This is a genomic window from Streptantibioticus silvisoli, from assembly GCF_027947535.2.
Lineage (GTDB): Bacteria > Actinomycetota > Actinomycetes > Streptomycetales > Streptomycetaceae > Streptantibioticus_C > Streptantibioticus_C silvisoli.
In genome coordinates this window covers 221501-244143 of the sequence record NZ_JAAGKO020000001.1, presented here as the reverse complement: position 1 = coordinate 244143, position 22643 = coordinate 221501, and the positions used below count along the sequence as shown (strand labels likewise).

The window sequence follows — 22643 nt, the reverse complement described above, 5'->3', positions numbered from 1 at the left end:
TCGGCCAGGTCCGAGGGGAACACCGCCGAGGTCGACCGGCCCGCACGATCCACGGGCCGGTCGACCTCGGCGACCGCCCGGTGCGGACCGCCACCTCCGCCGGGCGAGCCCCCGTGCCGTTCACCGCAGGCAGTGGCGCAGTGTTTCGGCCAGCTCGCGGAGTTGGGGCTGCCGGAAGACCGTGAAGTGGTTGCCGGGTGTCGGGAGGGTGCGCAGCGCGGACATCGCCTCGGGGTCCCAGCCGTTGTTCGGGTCGTCCAGACACAGGTGGACCTGCCGGTCGCCCCGGAGCACAGGAGGGAAGCCGTCCATGGCCTTGATCAGGGTCACCGGAAGATCCGAGGGCGCCGGCCGGTAGTGCACCGTCGCCTCCAGGCTGGCCTGGTACACGCTGAGCATGGTGACGACGAACTCCTCGAAGGGCAGCGTCCCGGACGCCCCGAGGAAACGGGCCAGTTGCTCGCGCAGTTGCTCGGGTGAGGTGTCCGCGTCCGGGCCGCCGAGCGGATCGCGGGCCGGGGAACGGCTGCCGGGGTCGGTGAGCCGGTGCATGGTCATCAGCTCCTCGATCGCGGCCGTCTCGTCCTCCGGGGGCGGCGCCTGCCCGGGCACCGCCAGATACGTGTCGATCAGCACGACACCGGCCACCTCCTCGCCCTCGCCGCGCAGGCGCAGCGCGGTCTCGTACGCGACGCAGCCTCCGAAGGAGTGACCGCCGAGCGTGTAGGGGCCGTGCGGCTGGACCTGGCGGATCGCCTCGGCGTACCGCTCGGCCCGCTCCTCGACGCGGGCGAGCGGCTCCTCCGTGCCGTCGTAACCGGGGGCCTGGAGGGCGTAGAAGGGCCGGCCCTGGCCGAGTTCACGGGCCAGGGGGCGCAGGTACTGCGTGGTGCCGACGGCGCCGCCCGCGCAGAAGAACGGCCGCAGGGGTGTCAGGTTCAGCAGCAGCGGCGAAGTACCGGCCGGCTTGCGGGAGTTGAGCTCACGCGGGTCGGGGCGCTGCGCGAAGTGTTCGGCCATCTCCGCGATGGTCGGCCGGTCCAGCAGTTCGGCGAGGGGGATGTCCCTGCCGATCCGGGCGGACAGCGCGGCCTGGAGGGAGGCGACGGTGATGGAGTCCAGGGGGTAGTCGTCGAGTGGGGCGGTGGGGTCCATCTCCTCGGCCGGGATGTCGAGTTCGGTGGCGATGGTGGTCGACAGCCAGTCGGCGAGGCCGTCCCGGTCGAGCCGTGGCGTCCGCGGCGCGGCGACGGGCCCGTGCGGTGCGGAGGGTGCGGCGTGGCGGGTTTCGGGGGCGGCGAAGAAGCGTTCGGCGAGCTGCTGGGCGTAGCGCACGTTGCACTCGACGAGCTCGAAGGCGGCGAGGCTGCCCGCGTGGTAGGTACGGCGTCGGCCCTGAAGCTGTTCGAGCCGGTCCATGATCCCGGCGGCGAGGTCGTCGCCGGAAAAGTGCGGCATGTAGGCCCACCGGTGGTGCGACAGCACGGATGTGAGCCGGCCGCCCAGCCGGGTCACGTCCTCCTCGAGCCGTTCGACCACGCGCCCCTCGTCGTCCTCCGGGCCGTCGTAGACGTAACCGCTGTAGACGTCACTGCCGTCGTAGCGGTGGTGGAACGCGGCCAGGCGCCCGGGAACCGGCCGGGCGCTGTGCGGGCGGAGCAGGCACAGGCGGGAGCGCGGCAGGCCGGCGGCGGTGAACACCACGGTGCGGTAGTCAATGTGGCGGATCCTGGCGGCCAGTTCGCGTTCCTCGGCGGTGGAGTCGAGCACCGGGAGCAGGGGGGCCAGCGGGACCGTGAGGACCAGGTCGTCGGCGCTCAGCAGACCGTCGGCGGTCTTCACCCGGACCCCGTCGGGGTTCCGCTCGATCCGTTCGATCCGCACTCCGAGCCTGACGTCGGGGAGTTCGTCGGCGAGCCGGTGCCACAGCCGGCCGAAGCCGCCCGCGATGGTGAACGAGCGATCGCTCGGCGCGGTCCCGGCCGCGGCCAGGTTGGACAGTTCGACGAACTTGGCGAAGTACAGGGCGGGTGTCCGCGCCGGGTCGCCGTAGCCCGACCCGGAGTAGACGGCGCCCAGTGCCTCCCAGAGGGGTTCGAGGCGGTGCTCGGCCAGCCATGCGGTGATCGGCCGGGCCAGTGCCCGGGCGGAGTGCGCGAGCCCCGGTTGCGCGATCGAGGGGAAGCGCTCGGCCCGCAGTGCCGCGTAGCGCTCCGAGGCCTCGCCGAGTTGCTGCAACCGGCCGAGCGGTACGGACGCGCCGGCGCCGGGCTCGTGCACGGCGTAGGGCGTCGTGTCCTCGGTGGCGACGCCGAGTTCGGCGGCGAGGCGTTCAACGGCGGAGTAGCGGGAGGTGCAGAAGTGCCCCCCGAGGTCGTAGGCCCGGCCGTCGAGGTGGACCGACGCGGACTTTCCGCCCAGGGTCGCGGCGGCGTCCACCACGATGGGGCGGTGCCCGGCCCGGTGCAGTGCTCGCGCGAGGGTGAGTCCGGTGGCCCCGGCCCCGACGACGAGCACGGTACGGGCGTGGTCGGCTCCCCGGTTCACCGCTGCGCTCCCTGACCGGGCCGCGTGGGCAGCGGTTCACCGGCGCCGCGCAGATCGGAGACGGTGAGGGTGGTCGCGGCCCGCTGGACCGCACCGGATTCGAAGGCCTGGCGGCAGGCGGCGCGGCGGACCTTGCCGCTGGTGGTCTTGCGGACGGTGCCGGGGCGGCCGACGACGACGGTGTGGACGACCACGTCGTGGTCGTCCTGGACCCGCTGCCGCACGGCTCGGACCACATCCCGCTGCTGGTCGTCGTCGGGCTTGCCCTGCTTGATCTCGACGAGCAGGACGACCCGGTCGTCGCGCGCGCCGTCCCGTGCCGGCAGCGCGAACGCGGCGACGCAGCCGGGCCGGATCAGCTCGTGAGCCTGCTGGGCGCTCTCCTCGACGTCCTGCGGGTAGAGGTTCCGCCCGTGCACGATCATCAGGTCCTTGTGCCGGCCGGTGACGAACAACTCCTGACCGTGGAAGAACCCGAGGTCCCCGGTGCGCAGGTAACTCCGCGGGTCGTCGTCGCCCTCCACCCGGGCACGGAAGACCTCGTCGCTCTCGGCGTCCCGTCCGTAGTAGCCCAGGGCCTTGGTCGCCGAGTCGACCCAGATCTCCCCGATCCGGCCCGGCGCGCAGGGGACGCGGGTGGTGGGATCGACGATGCGCACCCGGGCGTCCCGCTTGGTGACGGTGCCGCAGCCGACGAGTTCCACCGCGTCGTCAGGAGCGTCGTCGCCCACGGGGACGGCCTCGCCGCGGGCCAGTGCCTGCTTGGCCAGGCGCAGCCGGGTCCGGCCCCCCATGGTCACGCTGACGGTGCACTCGGCGAGTCCGTAGGCCGGATAGAACGCCTCCGGTGCGAGCCCCGCCGGGGCGAACGCCGCCAGGAAGCCGTCGACGGTGCCGGGCCGCACCGGTTCCCCGGCGGACAGCACCACGCGCAGCGGGCTCAGGTCCAGGGCGGCCCGTTGCTGCGGTGTCGTCTTGCGCACGACGAGGTCGAAGGCGAAGTTCGGCGCCGCGGTGCTGGTGGCGCCCACCCGTGAGGCCGTCTCCAGCCACAGCGCCGGCCGGCGCAGGAAGCTCAGCGGCGACATCAGCCAGGTGTCGGCGTTGCCGGCGATCGTGGAGGAGATGACGCTGATCAGGCCCAGGTCGTGGAAGTGCGGCACCCAGGAAACGCCCCGGCTGCCCGCCCCCAGCCCGAGGTCGGTGGCGTTCGCCGCGGTCTCCGCGGCCAGGTTCCCGTGCGTGATCACCACACCCCGCGGGTCACTGGTCGACCCGGAGGTGTACTGCAGGAACGCGGGCGCGGCCGGGTCCCCGGGCAGTCGCCAGTCCAGTTCCGGCGGGCCGTCCGACAGGCCGCGGTCGGTCCGCCGCCACGGCAGGTCGGGCCACCGCACGGTCTGCCGGGAGAACACGGCGGCGACCGTCCCCAGCTTCCTGGCCCGCTCGTACTCACCGTTGGTGAGCACGACGGCGGCCTCGCAGTCGGCGGCCAGGCGGGCGAAGGCCGCCACGCCCTGCGCCCGCCGGGGATCGGGCGGACAGACCGGAACCGGCAGCACCCCCGCCGCCAGGCAGCCGAGGAACGCGCCCACGAAGTCCAGGGACGGCGGATGGACCAGCAGCGCCCGGTCGCCGGGACGCACTCCCCACCCGGGTAAGGCGCGGGCCACCGCGTCGGCCCGCGCCGCGAGACCGGCCACCGTGAGCCGCTCCTGGTCACGCCCCTCGTCGTCGACGAAGGTGAACAGCAGGCGCTCGGGCGCCTGTTCGTACAGCTCCAGGAAAGCGGTCGGCAGAAATCGCGTCGTCGCTGGTGTCATGGTCAATTCCGGTGCCTCGCAGGGAGCTGGTGGCGGCGATGGTGTTGATGCGGCTGTGCGGAACGAGGCCCGGCCGGACGCCGGGTCGGCCTGGCGGACCCGCGGCCGGCGGAGCGCGACGGCGCGAAACGCCTGTTTCCGGGGCGGACATCGGATCGCCGTCCCGGCGATCCCGTCAGCCACAGGCAACCTGGGCGCTCTCCCCGGCCGGAAGGCGCCTGCTGCCCGTCCCTTCGGCACCGTTCGCCCCCAGTCTGCCGTCCTGAGGCGGAACCACAAGAACGCTAACCGGTCACGCCATGTGGCCTGATCTCGTGCACCGGGGTAAAGGCGCGGGGCAAGCCCCGGCAGCCGTCCAACGGGATCGTGGACGGTACGGCAGGCGAGAAAACCTCGCCGGCGAACCGGGGCGCGAGAACGATCCCCGGAGCGCGTCGCCCAGGCCGGCCCGGCGGCACCGTGGACCGTCGTGCGGCTCCGGCCACCTTCCGGCCACCTTCCGACCGCCTTCCGACCGCTTTCCGACCGACTGCGCCCGGGCGGCTCCGAACGGGTGGATTCGCCGGAACACGTTCGCACAAGGGGCAGGTGCGGCGGGTTCTGATGATGAGGTGAGCGTACGAGCATCTGATCGGAAGATCTGATCGTAAGAGGGGACACGGCATGAGACGTACCCTCCGCCGACGCCGGCTGCTCGCCGCGACGCTGCTGCTGGCCTCCGTCCTGATCCCGATGACGGCGGCGCCCACCACGGCCATCCGTGCCGGGAGCGCCGACCGGCACGAGGGAAACCCGCTGCCGGCCGGCGGTCCCGGCCGCACGCTGACCGCCCGGCTCGACAAGGCGATCGGGGACGTGCGCCGACAGGCGGGCATCCCCGGTGTCGTCGTCGGCCTGTGGATGCCGGGCCGGGGAAGCTACGTCCGCGCGACCGGCGTCGCCGACACCGCCACCCGCGAGCCGATGACCGTCGGCCCCTTCGTGCGGATCGGCAGCGAGACCAAGACCTTCACCGTCACCGCGCTCCTGCAACTCGTGGACCGCCACCGGGTCCGGCTGGACGACCCGATCTCCCGCTACGTCCCCGGCGTGCCGGACGGTTGCCGGATCACGCTCCGTCAGCTCGCCGAGATGCGCAGCGGCCTGTTCCCCTACACCTCCGACGCGGACTTCACTCATGCCCTGCTGAGCGACCCGCACCGTTACTTCACCCCTCACCAGGTACTCGCCTACGGCTTCAAGCACCCGAACACCTTCGCGCCGGGTGCGCGGTTCCAGTACTCGAACACCAACCTGGTCCTGCTCGGCCTGGTGATCGAGAAGGTCACCGGTCGCCGGCTCGCCGACGTCCTCGACCGGCGGGTACTCCGCCCGGCGGGCCTGCACGCGACGCTGCTCCCGCGCGGAGCCGGGTTCCCCGAGCCGCATCCGCACGGATACACCGACCAGACGCTGAGCGGAGCGGTCGCCGACGCCACCGACTGGAATCCCAGTTGGGCCTGGTCGGCCGGGGCGATGATCTCCGACCTGCACGACCTGCGCCGCTGGGCGTACGTCGTCGCCACCGGAAGACTGCTCAGCCCGCAGACCCAGGCACAGCGCCTCAAGACACTGCCGACCGGCTTCCCCGGCACCGGCTACGGCCTCGGTGTCTTCGAGACCAACGGATGGATCGGGCACAACGGCTCCATCCCGGGCTACGAGACCGTGACCGTCTACCTGCCCCCGCAGCGGGCCACCCTGGTGATCATGATCAACACGGACTCCACCAGCCAGGGCCAGGAACCGTCCACCCTCCTCGCCCGTGCGATCACGGCGGTCGCCACCCCCGCCAACGTCTACGACGGCGCGGTCGTCACCCGGTAGGTACGCCGGCCCGTTCCAACGGCGCGTACGGCGACCGGCGTCCGGCACCGCGAGCGACAGCCCGCGGACCACGTCGAACGACGCTTTCCTGTGCGATGCGGTCCGTCACGTCAGCCTGGCGCGGTCCGCTATTCGGGATGTCGGTCTGTGCGACGGCCCAGAGCTGGGTGCTCCTCCGTCGGCGATTCCGCTTTCCCTTGAGGGAGCGCTCTCGTTTCCCCGGCCGGGCGAGGGGTCCGGCCCCTTGGTGATCCCTGAGCTGTCCGACGCATGGGACAGCTGACTTCCTCCGGAGGCCGCTGCTGAACCGGCACTTCCGAAGGCGCTGTTCCGCCCCCCATTCGGACATCGCCCGGTCCGGCGATTCCGAACGGCGGCAGGCGGAAGGTCACCACCCCTGGCGGGGCCGCCCTGCCCGTCCTTCATCCGGCCGGCCGGAGACCCCGCGTCGGCCGCTCGACCGTGCGGGGCCCTCGTCCGGCAGGGACCGGACCCCGCCGGATCACCGCACGGTCTGCGCGCGGTGATCCGGACGGTCGGCGCGGTGCGGCCGGATCAGAAGCCGACCGCGACCTCCAGCCACTGCGGGTTGGCATGGGAGACGTAGGTGGACTGGCCGTCCGCGTCGTCGTAGGGGAAGCCGTAGGCCAGGCCGTTGATGCCGTTGTCGTGCCAGAACTGCGCGTAGTAGTTGGCGGGGCCGGCCTTGTAGTAGTTGGACGGGTCCGCCTGCTGCGCGGCCGACAGCGTGGCGACGTGCCGGTTCAGCGCCGAGCACACCGTCGGGTTGGTCGCCAGCGAGCCGGCACACGAGAAGATGTTCTGCGTGGTCTCGCTGATCCCGGCCGACTTGGCATACGCGGTGAAGTAGCTGGCGTTGGCCCCTCCGGGCTGGAAGTTGGGCGAGCTCCCCGGCGCGATGATGCGGTAGGGCGACTGGGACTGGGCCAGGGTCTTGAACGCCTGCGGCACCGCCCCGGTGAAGTCGCTGAAGACCTGGTTACGCGCCTCGTCGAACAGCGTCTGGGTGTCGCCCACCTGGACGTCGTAGCCGTCCTTGGCGTGCAGCCGCATCGCCAGCGGCAGGCCCCAGGCGTCGACGCGGGTGGTGTTGCCGTTGAACACGCCGTTGCTGACGGTGAATTCGATGAAGTCGTAGTACTGGCTGGTCGGCGAGCCGACGTAGAAGTACATCCGGCCGGAGGAGTTGGCCGGCATGTCCAGGTACGGCTGGTCGGCGATGGAGTGCGTCTGGCCGTTGAAGCTCCAGTACACCTGGCTGTCGGGGTACGCGCCGTTGGTGCGGTTGAGGATCTTCACCTCGACGGCGTTCTTGGCGGCCGGGATCGTGCTGGTGTCGCCCCAGAAGGCGTTGCCGGTGGGGTTCCCGGCCGAAGGCGCCTGTGCCTGCGCCGAGGACGGGCCGAGCGCGACCGCGGCGGCCGCCAGCAGAGCGGCCGTCAGCGTGACGGCCAGCGGCGATCGCGACCGGCGGCGCGAGGACCGGCGGGACGGACGGAGGGTGGGGCGGGACATGGCGTCTCCTGAGCGGTGGGAGTCGTGTGCGGCTGTCGGTGTCTCACGCGGGGCCGCCCGGGCCGGGCGCGGCGATGGGCTCGGCCGGGCGGTCCGGTCGCCGGTCAGCCGGTGGTGTACGCCGCGACCCAGCCGACGTGCATCGCGCCGCCGGAGGTGGTGCCGGCGGCCGGGGAGGTGCAGCCGCAGACGCCGTTGGGGAAGCCGCCGCCCATCGCCAGGTCGAAGATGATCGACATCTTGTGGTCGAACGCCGCCTTCCAGGTCGCGGCGCCCACCTGGTTCTCGGTGACGGTGAAGTACGTCTTGCCGTCGAGGGAGAAAGCGACCGACTCGTTCGAGGCGTTGGTACGGTCCAGCACCATCGCGTAGGTGTGGTAGCCGGTCTGGCAGCCGGCGCACGCGGTCAGACCGCTGCCGATGCCGTTGCTCTCGTTGCAGGGGCCGCCCGGGTCCGTGCCGCAATGGACGGTTCCGGCGACCTTCGACAGGGCGTTGACGTCCTCCATGATGTCGATCTCGCCGTTCTCCGGCCACTGGCCCGGGCCCAGCATCCAGAACGCCGGCCAGTAGCCGAGGCCGCTGGCGGGGTTGGGCTGCTGGATCGAGGCGGCCACCTTCAACTTGCCGCCGGCCGGGGCGCCGACGTTCGCGGTGGTGGTCTGGATGCGCCCCGAGGTCCAGTTGCCGCCGGACTTGACGGCGGTGATCGCCAGGTGGCCGTTGCCGTCGACGTGGGTGTTCGCCGTCGAGTTGGTCATCGTCTCGATCTCGCCGGTGCCGAACGAGGAGCCGGCACCGGTGTCGAACTTCCACTTGGACGCGTTGGGCGCACTGTTGGCGGCGCCGGCGAAGTTGTCGCTGAAGACGGTCGTCCACCCGCTGGGCGGCGCGGGCACGGTGACCGCGTTGGCCGTGCCCGCGGAGGACAGGGCGAAGACGGCGAGCAGGGCGGCGGCCGCGGGGGCGGCCAGCCGGCGGGCCGCGCGCAGCAGGCGGCCGGAGGCGGACGGTCGGGTGCGGGGACTCATGAGCGGCTCCGAGGAAGGGCCACCGGGGACCGGCGGCATACGTCAGGTGCATGACATTCCTTGCCAGCAGAGGCGTTCCTGGACGGGAACACCGTTGTGGCAAGGACGAGTTGGCGCCGTACGCGGCCGCAGACGTCCCACGAAACTGAATCGCCAGGAAACATTGCTGCAACGTTCGTATTCAACTCCGGGCCTCGGAGGAGCGTCAAGATTCCCCGGCAGGCAACAGGGCGTCTGCGCCGGCGACTTGGCCGACCATCGACGGACCCGACCGCTGCGCCGACGCATGCCGGCCGCTCCGGGCAGAGCCCCAGGTGCCGGTGGTCAGGCGGAACGCGGACGCCACGCTGTCCGCTCCTGACCGGTGCGTGACCTGTCGGCGGCGTTCAAAGCGATGGGGCCGCCCCGGCCACCGGACGAGCCGGTCACGGGCCGGCCGCCGCACCCCACCACCAGGCGCAGAACGAGGGCGGTCAGGGTGTGCCCGATGGCGGCTGTGCCACCGTCCTGGCACGCATCGGCTTCCTCCCGCAGTTCCTCCCCACGACGGCGGGCGGCGCACGCACGCTGTTGCGGAAGCGAAAACGCAGTCCTCGATCTCGGAAAAACAACAACGGCAAACCATTCCACCACCCCGACAACCGACAGCACGCACCCTCGCAAACGTACGGCGGGCGGATGGTGCCGATTCTCCGCACAGACAGTCAGTGACAACAGGCTGCTGATCCGGTGATCGGAAAGCGACATGATTGCCGGACGCGTCAGCACGTGTTCTCCGACCATCCTGGCTTTCGCAGCGAAAGCAGGGCGTGACCTTGTCCGCCGCAACGGCGTTGATCGCGGCAGGAGCATGCACCCGGGGCAGCTCCCCAACCATCCCGGAAAGGCGGGGATATGCGCAGGCTGAAGCGTTCCGCGATTGCATCGGTCATGGCACTGGTGATCGTCGGCGCGTCCGCTGCAACGGTTCGGGCAGAGGCGGGTCAGGACCAGATCAGGATGCTGAAGCAGCTGAAGTCCCAGTGGTGCTGGGTGGCTTCCGGGCTGACCATCGCCCGGTTCCAGGGTTACGGCTCGACGCAGGACGATTTCTGCAAGCGGGCGGCCAAGCAGAGTGGCCAGGTGAACTGCGACAACTACCCGGCCACTCTGGGGGACATGGCCGGGGCGTGGGCCGACCTCGGCATGAAGCATCCCGGTATCGGCCTCAATCGTGCGGCGTCGTTCAACGAGATCAAGACCGAGGTCAAAGCCGCGCGACCGGTCGCCGCGCGCATCGGATGGCAGCAGGGCGGCGGCCACATGAATGTGATTTACGCCTACAACACGGCCAACGACACCATCGGGGTGGCGGATCCCTGGCCGGAGACCGACACCTTCACCTGGTGGAAGTACAGCAGCTACGTGCGGAACCGGCAGTTCTCCTGGACCCATTCCCGCATCGGGATCTCCAAGTGAGGGCCGCCGACGTGCATACCCGATCACGAGCCACCGCGCCGCGCCGCATCCGGCTCGCCCGTCTGACCGTCACCGTGGCGCTGGGCTGCTGCACCCTGCTGGGAACAGCGCCCCTGGCCGCAGCCGCCGGCTCGGACGACCTGCCGAATCGTCAAGCGGCTGTCGACGTGCTGAATTCGGCCGACACGCGTGCCGAGGTCTGCAGCTTCTTCGACGAACCGGACCCGGCCAACTCGCCCGGACAAGTCGCAACGCTCCCGGACGAGTCCGACCCGTGCGCGGGTGTACCCGACTTCACCATCGGCAGCCCGGTGGCCCTGAACGAGATCGCCGAGGACTTCGTCTCCGGAGCCGTGTCGCCGGATCCCTCGACCGCGGTCACCCTCGGATACGCGATCGCGGCCGTGAAGTTCTCCGACGGGCGCGCCGCTACGGTGATGCTCTCCCCCCATGACACGACGGGATGGGAATTCGCCGCCGTCCGCGAGGGCGACACCGACTTCACCTACGCCCGCCAGGGCGACGCTGCGGCAACGGTGTTCAACGAACCCGAGATCGAGGCCTACTACAAGCTCACCGGCTCCGACGTGGAACCCCTGAACGACGAGGCGCGGGACGGCCTCGACGGCCGGGCCTCGGTGTCCCTGTCCGAGTACCAGGAGATCGTCGAGGGCCGCTACGCGAACGAAGAGTCCGGCTCGCAGTACGACAGGGAGGGCCGCGCCGGCGGCTTCGGACGCGCTGCCGCCAAGCCGTCCTCCCAACTCTCCACGGTCATCGTGGGCGGAGCGGGCACCAGCGCGGCCGTGGCCGGAGTCGCCGTCTTCCTCCTCCGCCGAAAGCGGATCACGGCACGGTGACGTGCGCGCGGCCCGCCGTCCGACGCACGGGTCGCGTTCCGGCACCGGCGGCCGGGCCCGAACTCCCCGACGGGATCCGGGCCCGGCCCTCGTATGCCGCCGCCGGGCCGAACACCGCCATCGGCCCTTCGTCGAGGGTGTCGTGCAGGAGTGCGTCCCGTCGGGCCAGGCGCCGGGCAGGAGACTCCGCCCGCTCGTCGATTGCCGACCGCGGAACGGTTTCCGCCGACCCGCCGGCGAAGCCTGGCCGGTGTGCGGACCAGGCATTCGCGTGGGGCGTCGGCCGGGCGACCGCTGCGCGACCTTCCCGACCGCCAGGGGCCTGCCGAAGGGGCATCGCACGAACATCGCCCAGCGGGCATGCCCCGGCCGGGCGCGTCGACGGCGTCCTGCCGCACCGGAACCTGCGCGCCGGGCGCACGCGGTGGCCGGCGACAGTTCCGTGCGGTCCGCGGCCGGCGTACTGCGCGACGTCCATGGCGGTGACGCCGTCGGTCCGCTCGTGCGGTCCGGTCCCTGTCTCGCACTCAGGAGGAGGGCACGGGGAGCCCGAGGAGGTCACACATGGTGGCCGCGGCGCGGACGGCGGCGTCGCCGCAGCAGTTGTTGAACAGGACGTGCACCTCCCGGGCCTGCTCGGCCAGGGCCTGGACCCGGGGCGTCCACTCGGCCAGTTCGTCCGGTGTGTAGGTGTGGCGGAAGCGGTCCTCCTTCGAACCGCGCCCCCAGCACGCGCTGCGGCCGTGCAGGCGCACCACCGCGAGCCGGGGCGTCGTCACGGGCGTGACGGGCGGGATCGACGCCGGCACGGTCTGCGTCATGTCCACCGCGGCGGTGGCGGCGCCGAGTTCCGCCAGCAGCGCGGTGGTTGAGGCGTACTGGTCGGGCCGCCACCAGTCGGGGTGCCGGAATTCGACCGTCAGGGGCCAGTCGGCCGCCCGTTCGCGGCAGTGCCGGAGCGTCTCGGTCGCGGCCCTTCCCGGACGGAACGACGGAGGGAACTGGAACAGGACGGCACCCAACCGCCCGGCGCCGCGCAGCGGTTGGAGGGCGCCGCTGAAGCGCTGCCACACCTCGTCCAGCAGGCCCGGGTCACGCCCGCCCCGGGCGACCAGCGCGTCCCGCAGGTCGGCGGGCATCGCTTCGGGCCGCGTCGGGTGCCCGGTCAGCAGCGAGAACGCCTTCACGTCGAACCGGAAACCGTCGCCGGTGCGCTCGGCCCACAGCTGGCCGTTGCGTGCGGCGGGCAGGGCGTAGTAGGTGGCGTCCACCTCGACCACCGGGAACTGCGAGGCGTAGTACCGCAGTCTGCCCTCCGCGTCCCGCTGCCCTTTCGGGTACCAGCCGCTGGACAGCAGCGCCTTGTCCGTCCACGAACACGTGCCCACCTTGATCTCTCCCACCCCGCCCGCCTGCCCCGGCCACGTGGTGTCACCCCGACTTCGTCACGAACACCGGTCCCGCCGCCGCCCCACCCCTCCCGGCGGTCCCGGGCCTCGCGCCGCTGGCGGAAGCCGACGCCGGACGCGTCGCACGCGGTGGCCCCCGCGTGCGCGCTCCATATCCGCAGGGTCGGAGGCGTGGGGATGCGGCGTTGCCGCGTTGCTGCGTTCCTCGAACGGGAAGTACTGGACGGCGTTGGTGACGTGAGCCTGTTCGGGGTCGACGCCCGCCGTTGGTGACGTGAGCTGTTCGGGGTCGACCCCCGCGTCGTCCAAGGCCCCGTTCAGCAGGCGACCGGCCGGTCCGGCGGACCGTTCGCCCTCGCGGTCGTCCGGGTCACCACGGCTGCTCACCCAGCAGCACCGCACGGGCCGGCCCCGGTTCCGAGCCGACGGCCGTCCGCGTCGCGTCCCGGTACAGCGGACCCCCGGCAGTCCCGCGCGGTCCGGCGCGGTGCCTCGACGCCACCGCTGCGCGCCTCTACGCCACCGCCGTGCGGGACGAAGGGGACCGTGTCGTAAGCCGGGGGCGCCGGCCGGCTTCAGTGCGCCGCGACGTGTTCGGCGATGTCGTCGGCCACGTGCTGGTCGAGCGCCGAGCGCACCAGGCCGGCCGCGAGGGCCGGGTAGTCCTCGGGGTCCGCGAGTCGTGCCAGCGCCCGGGGTGACTCCGGCAGCCCGAGTCGGGTGGCGCCCTGCACGGCCTTGCCGTCGAAGTACGGTGCCGCCTCGGGCCAGACGCCCTGGGCCTCGCGCAGGAAGATGTCCGCGCCGACGGGTCCGACGCCGGGCATCTCGCGCAGCAGGCGCTTCTCCTCCTCAACGTCCTCACCGGCCCGGTCCCGCAGATTGCGCAGGTCGCCGCCGTACTGCTCCAGGAGGAGTTCTGCGCCGTCGCCGAGCTGGGTGGCGGTGCGTTCGTCGTAACGCCGGTAGTGGCCTTCGCCGAGGGCGTCGACACGCTGCTGCCAGGTCGCGTCCGCCATGTGCCGGGGGTCGCGCATTCCCGCGGCGAACAGCGCGCGGGCGGCGTCACCGGCCACCGACGCCTTGATCCGCGCGCTCAACAGGTGCGCCAGCACCAGGAGCTGGTAGAGCGGCTGCGGGGTGTTCCTCACCCGCACGCCGGCGTCCTCGGCATAGGTTCGGCCGTGCGAGGCGAGCAGCACCTCCACCTTCTCGCGGTCCGCCTTCGTCGCCATGATCGCGTCACTCCTCTCCCGGTGCCCCGACCTGTCCCCCGGTGCCCCTGACCTGCCGTGTGCCCCTGGCCCTGGGGTGACAAACGGCGCGTAACGCCTTCCTCGGCGGCTCGTCGCCCGACGCGCCGCCGGCGATGGCGTCCGTACGCGTTTCGGCGACGCCCCGGCGCAACGGGCACCGCGGGCGCTGCGTACCGACCGGTCGGCCTGGCCCGGTCCACGCGTCGGCCCCGCGTGGCGCCCGGCGCCGCGGTCGCGAGGCGGGGCGTTCAGGGGTGAAGTGGTGCAGGGGGATGTCGGGAGGCCGGCTGAACCGGGCAGGCGGCCAGGGAACGCACCGCACGCGGTTCGAAAGGAGACGGCGATGCCGGCAGGAGCCAGTGACAAGCGGGAACGCCAGTACGAGCACATCAAGGAGGGCGCCGAGAAGCGCGGTACGCCGGAAGGCCGTGCCAAGGAGATCGCCGCCCGAACCGTCAACAAGGAGCGTGCGCGGTCCGGCGAGTCCGCCACCGCGAGCAGGACCTCCACCCGGGACCCGAAATCCGCGTCCCAGCGGGGCGGCGAACGCTCGCACAGCGGACCCCAGGGCCCGACGAAGGACCAGCTGTACGCCGAGGCGAAGAAGAAGAACGTCAAGGGCAGGTCCGCCATGAACAAGAGCGAGCTGCGCAAGGCCGTAGGCCGCTGAGCGGGTTTTCCCCAGGGCGGCCCGACCGCGGCCCGCCGGCGTTCCGGGCGCGGCCGGAACGAGGAGCGACGGGCATGACCGACCGTTCCCGCCTCGATCCGCCACGACCCGCCGCACCCCGGTAAGCCCGGGAACCCGTCGCACCCCGGTGAGCCCGGGAAGGCGACGTGCGTCGTCGGCGCGGGGACCATCGGGCCGCTTCGTGTTTGCGGCCGCCGGCGCGGAGCACCCGGTCCACATGACACGGATCGATGACGCCACCGGGAATCTGCCGCGTGTCGCGCTGGTGACGGGCTCGGACTCCGGGATCGGCCGCGCGACCGCGGTGCGGCTGGCCGCCGACGGGTTCGATGTCGGTGTCACGTACCGCGGTGACCGCGAGGGGGCCCAACGGACCGCGGAGGAGGTGCGGCGCCACGGGCGCACCGCCGTCGTCCGGCAGCTCGACCTCACCGACCTGCCGACCGCCGCCGACACCGTGGACGCCCTCGTCGACGAGCTGGGCGGGGAGATCGGCGTGCTGGTGAACTGCGCGGGGACCGGGACGTCGACGCCGTTCCTGGACATCAGCCACGAGACGTTCCAGTCGGTGCTGGACGTCGACCTGACCGGGCCCTTCCTGATCGGCCAGCGGGTGGCCCTCCGCATGATCGCGGCCGGGCGGGGCGGGCGGATCGTCAACGTCACCAGCGTCCACGAGCACCAGCCACGGGTCGGGGCCGCGCCGTACTGCGCCGCGAAGGGCGGGCTGGGGCTGCTCACCCAGGTCATGGCGCTGGAGCTGGCCGAACACGCGATCACGGTGAACGCCGTCGCGCCCGGCGAGATCTCCACCCCCATGACCGGCCAGGAGGACGTCGATCCCCACCAGGAGCGGCGTCCCGGCATCCCGCTCGGCCGCCCCGGCGACGCCCGGGAGGTCGCCGGTGTGATCGCCTTCCTGGCCGGCCCCGACGCCGGCTACGTGACCGGTGCCTCGTGGAGCGTGGACGGCGGGATGCTGCGCATGGGCCCCATGGCCGGCTCGCACCTGCGCGACGACGGCTGGCGCCGCCCCTGAACGCCGTGCCGGTCCGCACCGGTGCTGCCGTCCGGTCAGCCGGGCGGACAGGGGCGTTCGCTGAGCAGGCGGGCGAGGCGGGCGAGGTGGGCGGTGTTGGCCGCGAGGGTGCGGGTGGTGGAGACGACGGTGCCGGGGGTCTCCTGGAGGTCCTGGAAGCCGGTGCCGTGCTGGGTCTCGCCGACCCAGTAGGTGACCGCGCCCGGCGCGAGCGAGAACCCGACGTCGTCGAGGGCCTGGAAGAGGTCGGCGCTGACCTTGTGGGTGCCGTCCTCGTTGCCGACGACGGCCACGGCGGACCTTGCCGTAGGTGAGCAGGCGGCCTTCGTCGTCGGATTCGGACAGTTCGGCGTCGAGGCGTTCCAGGACGCGCTGGTCGATGCTGGAGGCGTGCCCGAGCCAGATGGGGGTGGCGATCACCAGGATGTCGGCGGCCAGGACGCGTTCGCGCAGGGCGGGCCGGTCGTCGCCGTCGCCCCTGTCGAGTCCCACCCCCGGCCGCACGTCGTGGTCGACGATCCGGACGGCCTCGCCCTCGACGCCCTCCTGGCCCGGCGCGGTCAGCACCTGTTCGGCCGGCAACCGGCTGCTGGACGCTGTGGGTGACGGGTGGAGCGTGCACATCAGGGCGATGGCGGTCAGGGGCTTTCCGTTGCTCGGCATGTCGTTGCGTCCACGGGGTGGGAGCCAGGGTGCTCAGGTGACCCGGCGCGAGGTCAGGGGCGGGTCGGGCTCCAGGACGGGTGGGTGGGCGCCGGCGAGGCGGCGCAGGTGGGCGCTGAAGCCGCCGGGGGCGCGGCCGGCGAACCGGGCGGAGGTGTCGACGGGACATGCGGTGGTGCGCAGCACGCGGAACCGTGCGCGGTCCAGCCGGGCGACGAGGGCGACGTCCTCGCCGGAGGCCAGCGGTGGGAACCCGCCGACGGCACGGTAGGCGCGGGCGGACAGCCCGAGGTTCGCACCGTGGACGTGCGGGTGCGCGTGGGGGGAACGGGAGGCCGCTCGCCGGTAGTCGGCGGTGTACCGCGTCTGTGCCCCGGCCGGGTAGGACGCCGGCCAGACCGTCACGTCGACGGTGCCGACGACCGCGTCCCAGCCGTGCGCGGCCTGGGCGAGCTGGTGGGCCAGCCAGTCGGGCGGCACGCGGCTGTCGGCGTCGGTGGTGGCGATCCAGGTGGCGGATTCGGGCGTGCCGAGCCGGCGCAGCGCGTGGCGGATGGCCGCGTGGCGGGCGATGCCGGCGTTGCGGGCGCTGACCTCGACGACGTCGGCGCCGGCGGTGCGAGCGATGGCGGCGGTGTCGTCCCGGCAGAGGTCGGCGGCCACCACGAGGGACAGCGCGACCCCGTGCAGGGCCGGGTGGCCGGCGGCGGTGTGCAGGGCGTCCAGTGCGCGGGGCAGCAGGAGCGCCTCGTCGTGGGCCGGGACGATCACGGCGAGCGCGCCGATCGGCGGCCGGTCCGCGCGGTGGTCGCTCACCGGCCCGTCCCCGGGGTGAGGCCCTCGCGTTCCGCCGGGGTCTCGGCCGCCCTTCCGCCGGGGCGGTCGCGCAGGTGCACCTGGAGGGTGAAGTCCTTCTCGCGGTGGTCGGCCAGCAGGGTCAGGCCGGAGCGTTCCGCGAGTTCGGCGGCGACGACATGGCCGGTGCCGTGGTGCTCGGCGACCGGGTGGTTCCAGTGCACGGTGACCAGGGTGCCGCCCGGCTCCAGCGAGGCCACCGAGCGGTCCAGCAGGGTGACGCGCTCGGCGCGATCGAAGTAGTAGAGGAGCTCGGACAGCACGATCAGGTCGAAGGTCCCCTGCGGCCATGCCGACGGTACGGCCATCCGGGCGACGGTCACGTGCGGCAGGTCCGCCGTGGCCGCGGTCGCCGTCGCCACGGCGGACGCCGTTCTGTCGCACGACAGCAACGCGTCGCAGCGTTCGGCGAGCAGCAGCGTCAACTGCCCGACGGAACAGCCCGGTTCGAACCCGGAGCGGTAGCGCCGCTCGGGCAGCGCGGCCACCGTCTGGGCGTACTTGCGCTGCTCGTACCAGCGCTCGGCCAGGTGCCAGGGGTCGGCGGACGAACGGTACATCTCCTCGAAGTACGCGGCTTCGGTGCTCAACGGAACACGACCTCCCAGGGACGCGGATGATGGGCCGGCTCGGCGGGCGGCAGCACGGCGTCCTGCCCGGGCCGATCGCCGCGGGGCCCGGTCCGGCTGGCGGAGCAGCCGGTGGCTGCGCGCTCGCGGGCCCGAGCGCGCGGTGGCAGGGGCACGCGCCGCGCCCGGTGCCGGGGTGCCCGCGGGTCGTCGGGCCATGCCCGGTGCCACGTCCACCCGGGGTGGAGGGCGAGGGGTGTCCCGGTGGCCCGGGCTGCGGTGACGGCGGCGCGGCCGGCGGCCTCGTGGCCGGCGGGGACGTCGCCGGTCCGGGACACGGCGCACAGGGCCGTGCCTGCCGCCAGGGGGTCCAGCGTGCCGGCGAAGTGGTCCTCGTGGCCGGACACGCCGGTGTCCGGCAGCCGCAGTCGGGTGACGGCGGCCGTGCCGAGGGTGTGCAGGGCCCGGGCGGTCTCGCGGGTGCGGCGGGCCGCCGGCTCGGCGGCCGGCGGGTGACCGGCCGGGTGGGACGGCTCGCCGCCGGTGACCGCGACCAGGTCCACGGCGCCGCCCACCGCGGCCGGCCGGGCCGGCGCCCCGCCGGGGCCGAGGGCCTCGTCGTCCGGGTGGGCCGCGACCACGGCGACCCGGCCGGTGTCGGGGAGCACCGTTTCGGGCAACCGTCGCGGGGCCGGGCGGGCCGGCCGTGCCTGCTCGGGGGTGCCGGGGGCCCGGACCGGATCGAGCGGTGCCCGGGTCATGAGCGCTCCCCGGCGCCGGCGGGGGTCCGCGCGAGCAGCTCGCCGAGTTCCGCCAGGTCGCGTTCGGCGTGGTGCTGGCGGATGTAGACCGTCAGGTCACCGACGCGGGTCGCGTGCTCCAGGTCGTGGCACAGCGGTTCGGCCCCCAGCGCCCGGCCCACCCGGGTCAGCGTGCCGGTGCAGACCTCCTCGACCAAACCGCGCGCTCGCAGGCCGCGCAGCCGGGCGCCGCCCTCGCGGTCCAGGGGATCGGCGTCGATCTCGTCGGCCGCCCGCTCCAGCACCGTCCGGGCCGCGTGCAGCTGGATGTCGGCGAACCCGAGGTGGGCGGCGGAATGGGGGCCGGGCTCCCGGCGGCGCGCCGAGTCGAGCAGGGCGTTCGCCACCCCGCGTGCGCCGCCGTACCAGCAGGCCGCCACGCCGATCCCGCCGTGCTCGAAGCCCGGACGGCGCAGGTACGCCTCGACGCCGCCGACCGCTTCGGCCGCGACCGCCTCGAACGTCACGTCGGGCGTGTCGCTGCCCGCCATGCCGATCGCCTGCCACGTGTCCGGTACGGGAACGCACCCGCCGCCGCCCACCGCGACCCGGAACAGCCGGCGGCCGTCCGGCGCGCAGGCGGTCACCAGGGCGTGCGTGACGCTCGAGGCCCCGGAGCAGTACCGCTTCCGGCCGTCGAGCCGCCAGCCGCCGGGCGTGGCGGTCGCGGTCAGCCCGGGCCCCGGCGGCTCGGCCGCCCAGACGCCCCAGCGTTCCCCGGCGGCCGGCGCCGGGAAGCCCAGTTCGGCCAGGATGGCGACCGCGTCCACATGGCCCTCGAACAGGCGCGCTACGGAGAGATCCTGCTCAGCCACCTCCGCCAGCCGGGCGAACCGGCCCCGTGTATCGCCCCCGCCCGGCAGCGGGAGCGCCCATTCCTCATCGGCCACCAGGGCCGTGAAACGTTCCGCTGTCCGCCGCCGGACGGCCGCGGGATCGAATCCGGCCGCCGTGGGCCCGGACGCGGCCCCCAGGTCGGAAAATCGCATCATCTACCCCCTTGCCTGAGCTGAATGAACCGACGGCGTGTCACGGCGAGCGCCCTCTCCGTACCCGAGAGCCGTCTCCCGCTCCCGCCCGGCCGCCAAGGAACGCCCTTTCAGGTGGCGGCGGGCCCCTCCGTGCCGAGTTGGCCCCGGCGTACGCGTCGGCAACGCCGCAGGAGGGGAAAGGTGTGCGCGACCGGCCAGCCCGCCGCCGACTCCCCCGCACGCGCCGCCCCTCGGTCACCGGTTCGGGAGGCGGTCTCCCTCACCGGGTTCCGTTCACACCGGGGTGCCTCTCGCGCGACGCGCCCACGCTGTCGTCCTGCCCCCGGAAACCCGGAGCACGCGCAATCCGTCGCCCGGCCCCGGGCCGGGGCGACGTGACGCATGAGGTACGAGGGGCGGCGGCACGCCCTTCGTGACGTCGGGCATCCGCGATCCCCGGCGCCGAGGACGCGGGCCGTCCGCGCCGCCGATCGGTGCGACGCCTGCCGAACGATCATGAATACCGCCACCCGGGGCACACGGTGACGACCAGTCAACTCGGGTCGATGGCCGTTGGACCGGCCGACGAGAAGGAGTGCCGCCGTGATCGGATCTTCCCGCAGGCGCCGCGTCGCCGCTCCGCACGGCACCGGCCCCGGAGAGCTGACGGCGCCCTGACCGTGCCGCCGACCGGTCGGCGTCCTGACCTGGTCGGCGGCAGCGCACGTGACCGCGGCGGACGTGGTGCGTTCACCGGCGTCGGGCCACGGGCAGGCGTGCACCGGCAGCGGCCCGGTCCCACGCCCGGACCCGCCGGAGGAACACGTGGCCGACACCGCCGTGATCACCGGAGCCGGCGCGGCATCGCGGGTTCCTACGAGCGGCGGGACGGGGTCGCGGGGGCGGCGGCCAGCTTCCCCACCGCGCTGTCGGCGAAGTGGTCGAGCAGGTCGCAGGGCGCGTCGTAGATCTCCCGGGCGCCGGCGTCCCGGAGTTCCTGGGAGGAGAAGCCACCGCCGGTCAGCACGGCGACGCACGCAACCCCCGCCTTCAGCGCGGCCTTGACGTCCCACACCGCGTCGCCCACGAACACCGCGCGCTCCGGCGGCACTCCGGCCTTCTCCAGCGCCCGGTGCACGAGGTCGGGCTCGGGCTTGCTCGCTTCGACGTCGTCGGCGGTGGTCATCGCGTGGATCGCGTCGTCGGCGTCGAGCGCCTGCCGCATCACGTCCGCCTCGGGACCGGACGCGGACGACGCGAGCACCACCCGCAGACCCCGGTCCGCGCAGGCCCGCAGCAGGTCGGCGGCCCGGTCCAGCGGGGTCAGCCGCGACCAGTACTGCCCGTACACCGCGTCGTGGGCCGCCTTGAGGGCCGAGTCGCCGTCGTGGTCGCGGTCCTCGCCGAGGAGCGCGTCGAGCAGGTGGTCCGCGCCCATGCCGATGGCGCGCTGGATCCGCGTCATGGCCACGGCCTTGTCCTGCTGCCGCAGGGCCTCCCACCAAGCGACGGTATGCAGGTGGACGGTGTCCATGAGCGTGCCGTCGACGTCGAACAGCACCGCCGCCGTTCCGTCCGGCGCACCGTCTTCGGTCATCCTGGCCTCCCGCTGTCCACTGGCTGCTCCGGCCCGATATCCCGAAATCCCGATGGGGAGGGGCCGGCCATCACCCCCCGCGTACCCGACCCGCGGAGGCACATGCGGCGGATCGCCCCGGACCGGCGCGAGCCGCGGGCCGCCCGGGACGGGGTGAGGGTGAGCGGGTGGGCGGTGCCCCGACCGCGTGCCCGGTCGCCCGTTCTCGGGCCGACCGGGCCGGTGCCGCCGGGACGGCGCGGCACGCACCCGGTGGATCATGGCGCCGCCGGCCACCTCACCGGCCCGGCCTCGCGCCGCCCCGTCCGCACGCCCGGTGTTCGCAACAGGGCGCGGGCCCGTCACCCTCCGGTGGAGCCGTCACGGCTTGAGGACGACCTTCGTCCAGCCGTCGGCGCGGTCGTCGAAGTTGCGGTAGGCCTCGGCGCCCTGGTCGAGCGGGAGTTCGTGGGAGATGACGAAGGACGGCTTGGCCCTGTCGTGGTGGATGAGGTCGGCCAGGCGGCGGTTGTAGGCCTTGACGTTGGCCTGGCCGGTGGCGATGCGCTGGCCCTTGAACCAGAACTCCCCGAAGTTGAACGGGAGTTTGCCTTCCCGGGTGAGCTTGGTCGGGGCGCCGTCGTCCTGCGGGAGGAAGACGCCGACGACGCCGATGGCCCCGGTGGCCTTCACCGACGCGACCAGGTCGTTCATGGTCGACTCCGGCTTCTCGTTCCCTTGCGGATCGTGCGCCTGGTAGCCGACGCACTCGCAGCCCTTGTCGGCGCCGAGGCCGCCGGTCATCTCCAGGATCCGTTCGACGTGGCCGCCGTCGCTGTCGTCGATGGCGACCGCCCCGGCCTTCTCCGCCAGGCGCAACCGGTCCGGCTGCCGGTCGACGACCATGACCTGGCTCGCGCCGCGCAGCGTCGCCGAGTACGCCGCCATCAGCCCGACCGGACCGCCGCCGTAGACCACCACGGACTCACCGGGCGAGACCCCGGCCAGTTCGGTGGCGTGGTAGCCGGTGGGGAAGATGTCGGCGAGCATCACGTAGTCGTTCTCCTTCTCCCGCGCGTCCTCCGGGAGGACCAGGCAGTTGAAGTCGCCCCACGGCACGCGCAGGTACTCGGCCTGCCCGCCGGCGTAGCTGCCCATCTCGGCGAAGCCGTACGCGCCGCCGGGGGTGTCGGAGTCGACCGACAGGCAGAAGCCGGTCAGCCCGCGCTCGCAGTTGTCGCAGAAGCCGCAGCCGACGTTGAACGGCAGGCACACCCGGTCCCCGACCTTGACGCGCTCCACGCCGGGCCCGGTCTCCACGACGATGCCGAGGTTCTCGTGGCCCAGGATCCGGCCGGTCTCCATCGTGGTGCGGCCTTCGTACATGTGCAGGTCGGAACCGCAGATATTGGTGGCCGTGATCCTGACCAGGACGTCGTTCGGCCGCTCGATCCGGGCGTCCGGGACCTCCTCGACGGAGATCTCTCGGGGGCCCGTGTACACCAGCGCCTTCACGTGCACTCACCACTTCCTGTGGATCTGTTCAGCTTCTTCCGGTATGTCCGGGTACCCCTCGTGGGCGCCGGCAAAGGTGTGGAAGACGGCGCAAAGCCGCGGCCGGCCCGGCCACCGCCGCCGGTGGGCGACCGGGGAACCGCTCCCGACCTGCTGGTTCACCGCCGCGTGAGCGGGC

At 73.1% G+C, this 22643-nt stretch carries 17 protein-coding genes and 1 pseudogene; 5 read left to right on the top strand and 13 right to left on the bottom strand.

Going from position 1 to position 22643, the window contains the following annotated elements; all coding sequences use genetic code 11:
- Window positions 1-120: 120 nt before the first annotated feature.
- Together POF43_RS34735 and POF43_RS00940 are read right to left on the bottom strand one after the other, a co-directional pair.
- A complete protein-coding gene (locus tag POF43_RS34735) occupies window positions 121-2547 on the bottom strand; it encodes a thioesterase domain-containing protein (protein ID WP_271321949.1) in 2427 nt (808 codons plus the stop codon).
- Window positions 2544-4370, bottom strand: coding sequence for a fatty acyl-AMP ligase (locus tag POF43_RS00940; protein ID WP_271321948.1), 1827 nt, complete (start codon window positions 4368-4370; stop codon window positions 2544-2546). The genes POF43_RS34735 and POF43_RS00940 overlap by 4 nt, the downstream gene beginning before the upstream one ends.
- A 663-nt stretch (window positions 4371-5033) precedes the next feature.
- On the opposite strand from POF43_RS00940, the gene POF43_RS00935 reads away from it, so the two are divergent.
- Complete coding sequence (locus POF43_RS00935; RefSeq protein ID WP_271312820.1) at window positions 5034-6236, top strand: serine hydrolase domain-containing protein; 1203 nt, start codon at window positions 5034-5036, stop codon at window positions 6234-6236.
- A gap of 555 nt (window positions 6237-6791) precedes the next feature.
- Here POF43_RS00935 and POF43_RS00930 read toward each other — a convergent pair.
- On the bottom strand, window positions 6792-7772 hold the full coding sequence (locus POF43_RS00930; RefSeq protein WP_271321947.1) for a glycoside hydrolase family 64 protein: 981 nt from the start codon (window positions 7770-7772) through the stop codon (window positions 6792-6794).
- Window positions 7773-7876: 104 nt separating this feature from the next.
- Entirely contained in the window at window positions 7877-8803 is a 927-nt protein-coding gene (locus tag POF43_RS00925) for a glycoside hydrolase family 16 protein (RefSeq protein WP_271312822.1), read from the bottom strand.
- A gap of 894 nt (window positions 8804-9697) precedes the next feature.
- Here POF43_RS00925 and POF43_RS00920 point away from each other — a divergent pair.
- Entirely contained in the window at window positions 9698-10261 is a 564-nt protein-coding gene (locus POF43_RS00920; protein ID WP_271321946.1) for a C39 family peptidase, read from the top strand.
- Window positions 10258-11121, top strand: coding sequence for a hypothetical protein (locus POF43_RS00915; protein ID WP_271321945.1), 864 nt, complete (start codon window positions 10258-10260; stop codon window positions 11119-11121). Before POF43_RS00920 ends, POF43_RS00915 begins: the two co-directional genes overlap by 4 nt.
- 527 nt (window positions 11122-11648) lie before the next feature.
- Here POF43_RS00915 and POF43_RS00910 read toward each other — a convergent pair.
- Together POF43_RS00910 and POF43_RS00905 are read right to left on the bottom strand one after the other, a co-directional pair.
- Entirely contained in the window at window positions 11649-12524 is an 876-nt protein-coding gene (locus tag POF43_RS00910) for a DUF72 domain-containing protein (RefSeq protein WP_271312825.1), read from the bottom strand.
- Between the two features lie 581 nt (window positions 12525-13105).
- Window positions 13106-13765: an HhH-GDP family DNA glycosylase gene (locus POF43_RS00905; protein ID WP_271323424.1), complete on the bottom strand. Its 660-nt coding sequence runs from the start codon at window positions 13763-13765 to the stop codon at window positions 13106-13108.
- Window positions 13766-14129: 364 nt separating this feature from the next.
- Here POF43_RS00905 and POF43_RS00900 point away from each other — a divergent pair, with 364 nt between their 5' ends.
- Together POF43_RS00900 and POF43_RS00895 are read left to right on the top strand one after the other, a co-directional pair.
- Window positions 14130-14456: a plasmid stabilization protein gene (locus POF43_RS00900; protein ID WP_271312827.1), complete on the top strand. Its 327-nt coding sequence runs from the start codon at window positions 14130-14132 to the stop codon at window positions 14454-14456.
- 238 nt (window positions 14457-14694) lie between these two features.
- On the top strand, window positions 14695-15516 hold the full coding sequence (locus tag POF43_RS00895) for an SDR family oxidoreductase (protein ID WP_271323423.1): 822 nt from the start codon (window positions 14695-14697) through the stop codon (window positions 15514-15516).
- Between the two features lie 35 nt (window positions 15517-15551).
- Here POF43_RS00895 and POF43_RS00890 read toward each other — a convergent pair.
- The 7 genes and pseudogenes from POF43_RS00890 to POF43_RS00860 form a co-directional block, all read right to left on the bottom strand.
- Window positions 15552-16179, bottom strand: a pseudogene (locus POF43_RS00890) (flavodoxin family protein).
- 33 nt (window positions 16180-16212) lie between these two features.
- A complete protein-coding gene (locus POF43_RS00885; RefSeq protein ID WP_271323422.1) occupies window positions 16213-16995 on the bottom strand; it encodes a glycosyltransferase family 2 protein in 783 nt (260 codons plus the stop codon).
- A complete protein-coding gene (locus tag POF43_RS00880; protein WP_271318527.1) occupies window positions 16992-17624 on the bottom strand; it encodes an SAM-dependent methyltransferase in 633 nt (210 codons plus the stop codon). Before POF43_RS00880 ends, POF43_RS00885 begins: the two co-directional genes overlap by 4 nt.
- Window positions 17621-18364 carry a PIG-L family deacetylase gene (locus POF43_RS00875; RefSeq protein WP_271323421.1) on the bottom strand — a complete coding sequence of 248 codons (744 nt, stop codon included), beginning with the start codon at window positions 18362-18364 and terminating at the stop codon, window positions 17621-17623. The genes POF43_RS00880 and POF43_RS00875 overlap by 4 nt, the downstream gene beginning before the upstream one ends.
- Entirely contained in the window at window positions 18361-19218 is an 858-nt protein-coding gene (locus POF43_RS00870) for an acyl-CoA dehydrogenase family protein (protein WP_372515738.1), read from the bottom strand. The genes POF43_RS00875 and POF43_RS00870 overlap by 4 nt, the downstream gene beginning before the upstream one ends.
- Window positions 19219-20248: 1030 nt before the next feature.
- Window positions 20249-20971, bottom strand: coding sequence for an HAD family hydrolase (locus POF43_RS00865; protein ID WP_271323419.1), 723 nt, complete (start codon window positions 20969-20971; stop codon window positions 20249-20251).
- A gap of 360 nt (window positions 20972-21331) precedes the next feature.
- On the bottom strand, window positions 21332-22465 hold the full coding sequence (locus tag POF43_RS00860; RefSeq protein ID WP_271323418.1) for a glutathione-independent formaldehyde dehydrogenase: 1134 nt from the start codon (window positions 22463-22465) through the stop codon (window positions 21332-21334).
- Between the last annotated feature and the right edge of the window lie 178 nt (window positions 22466-22643).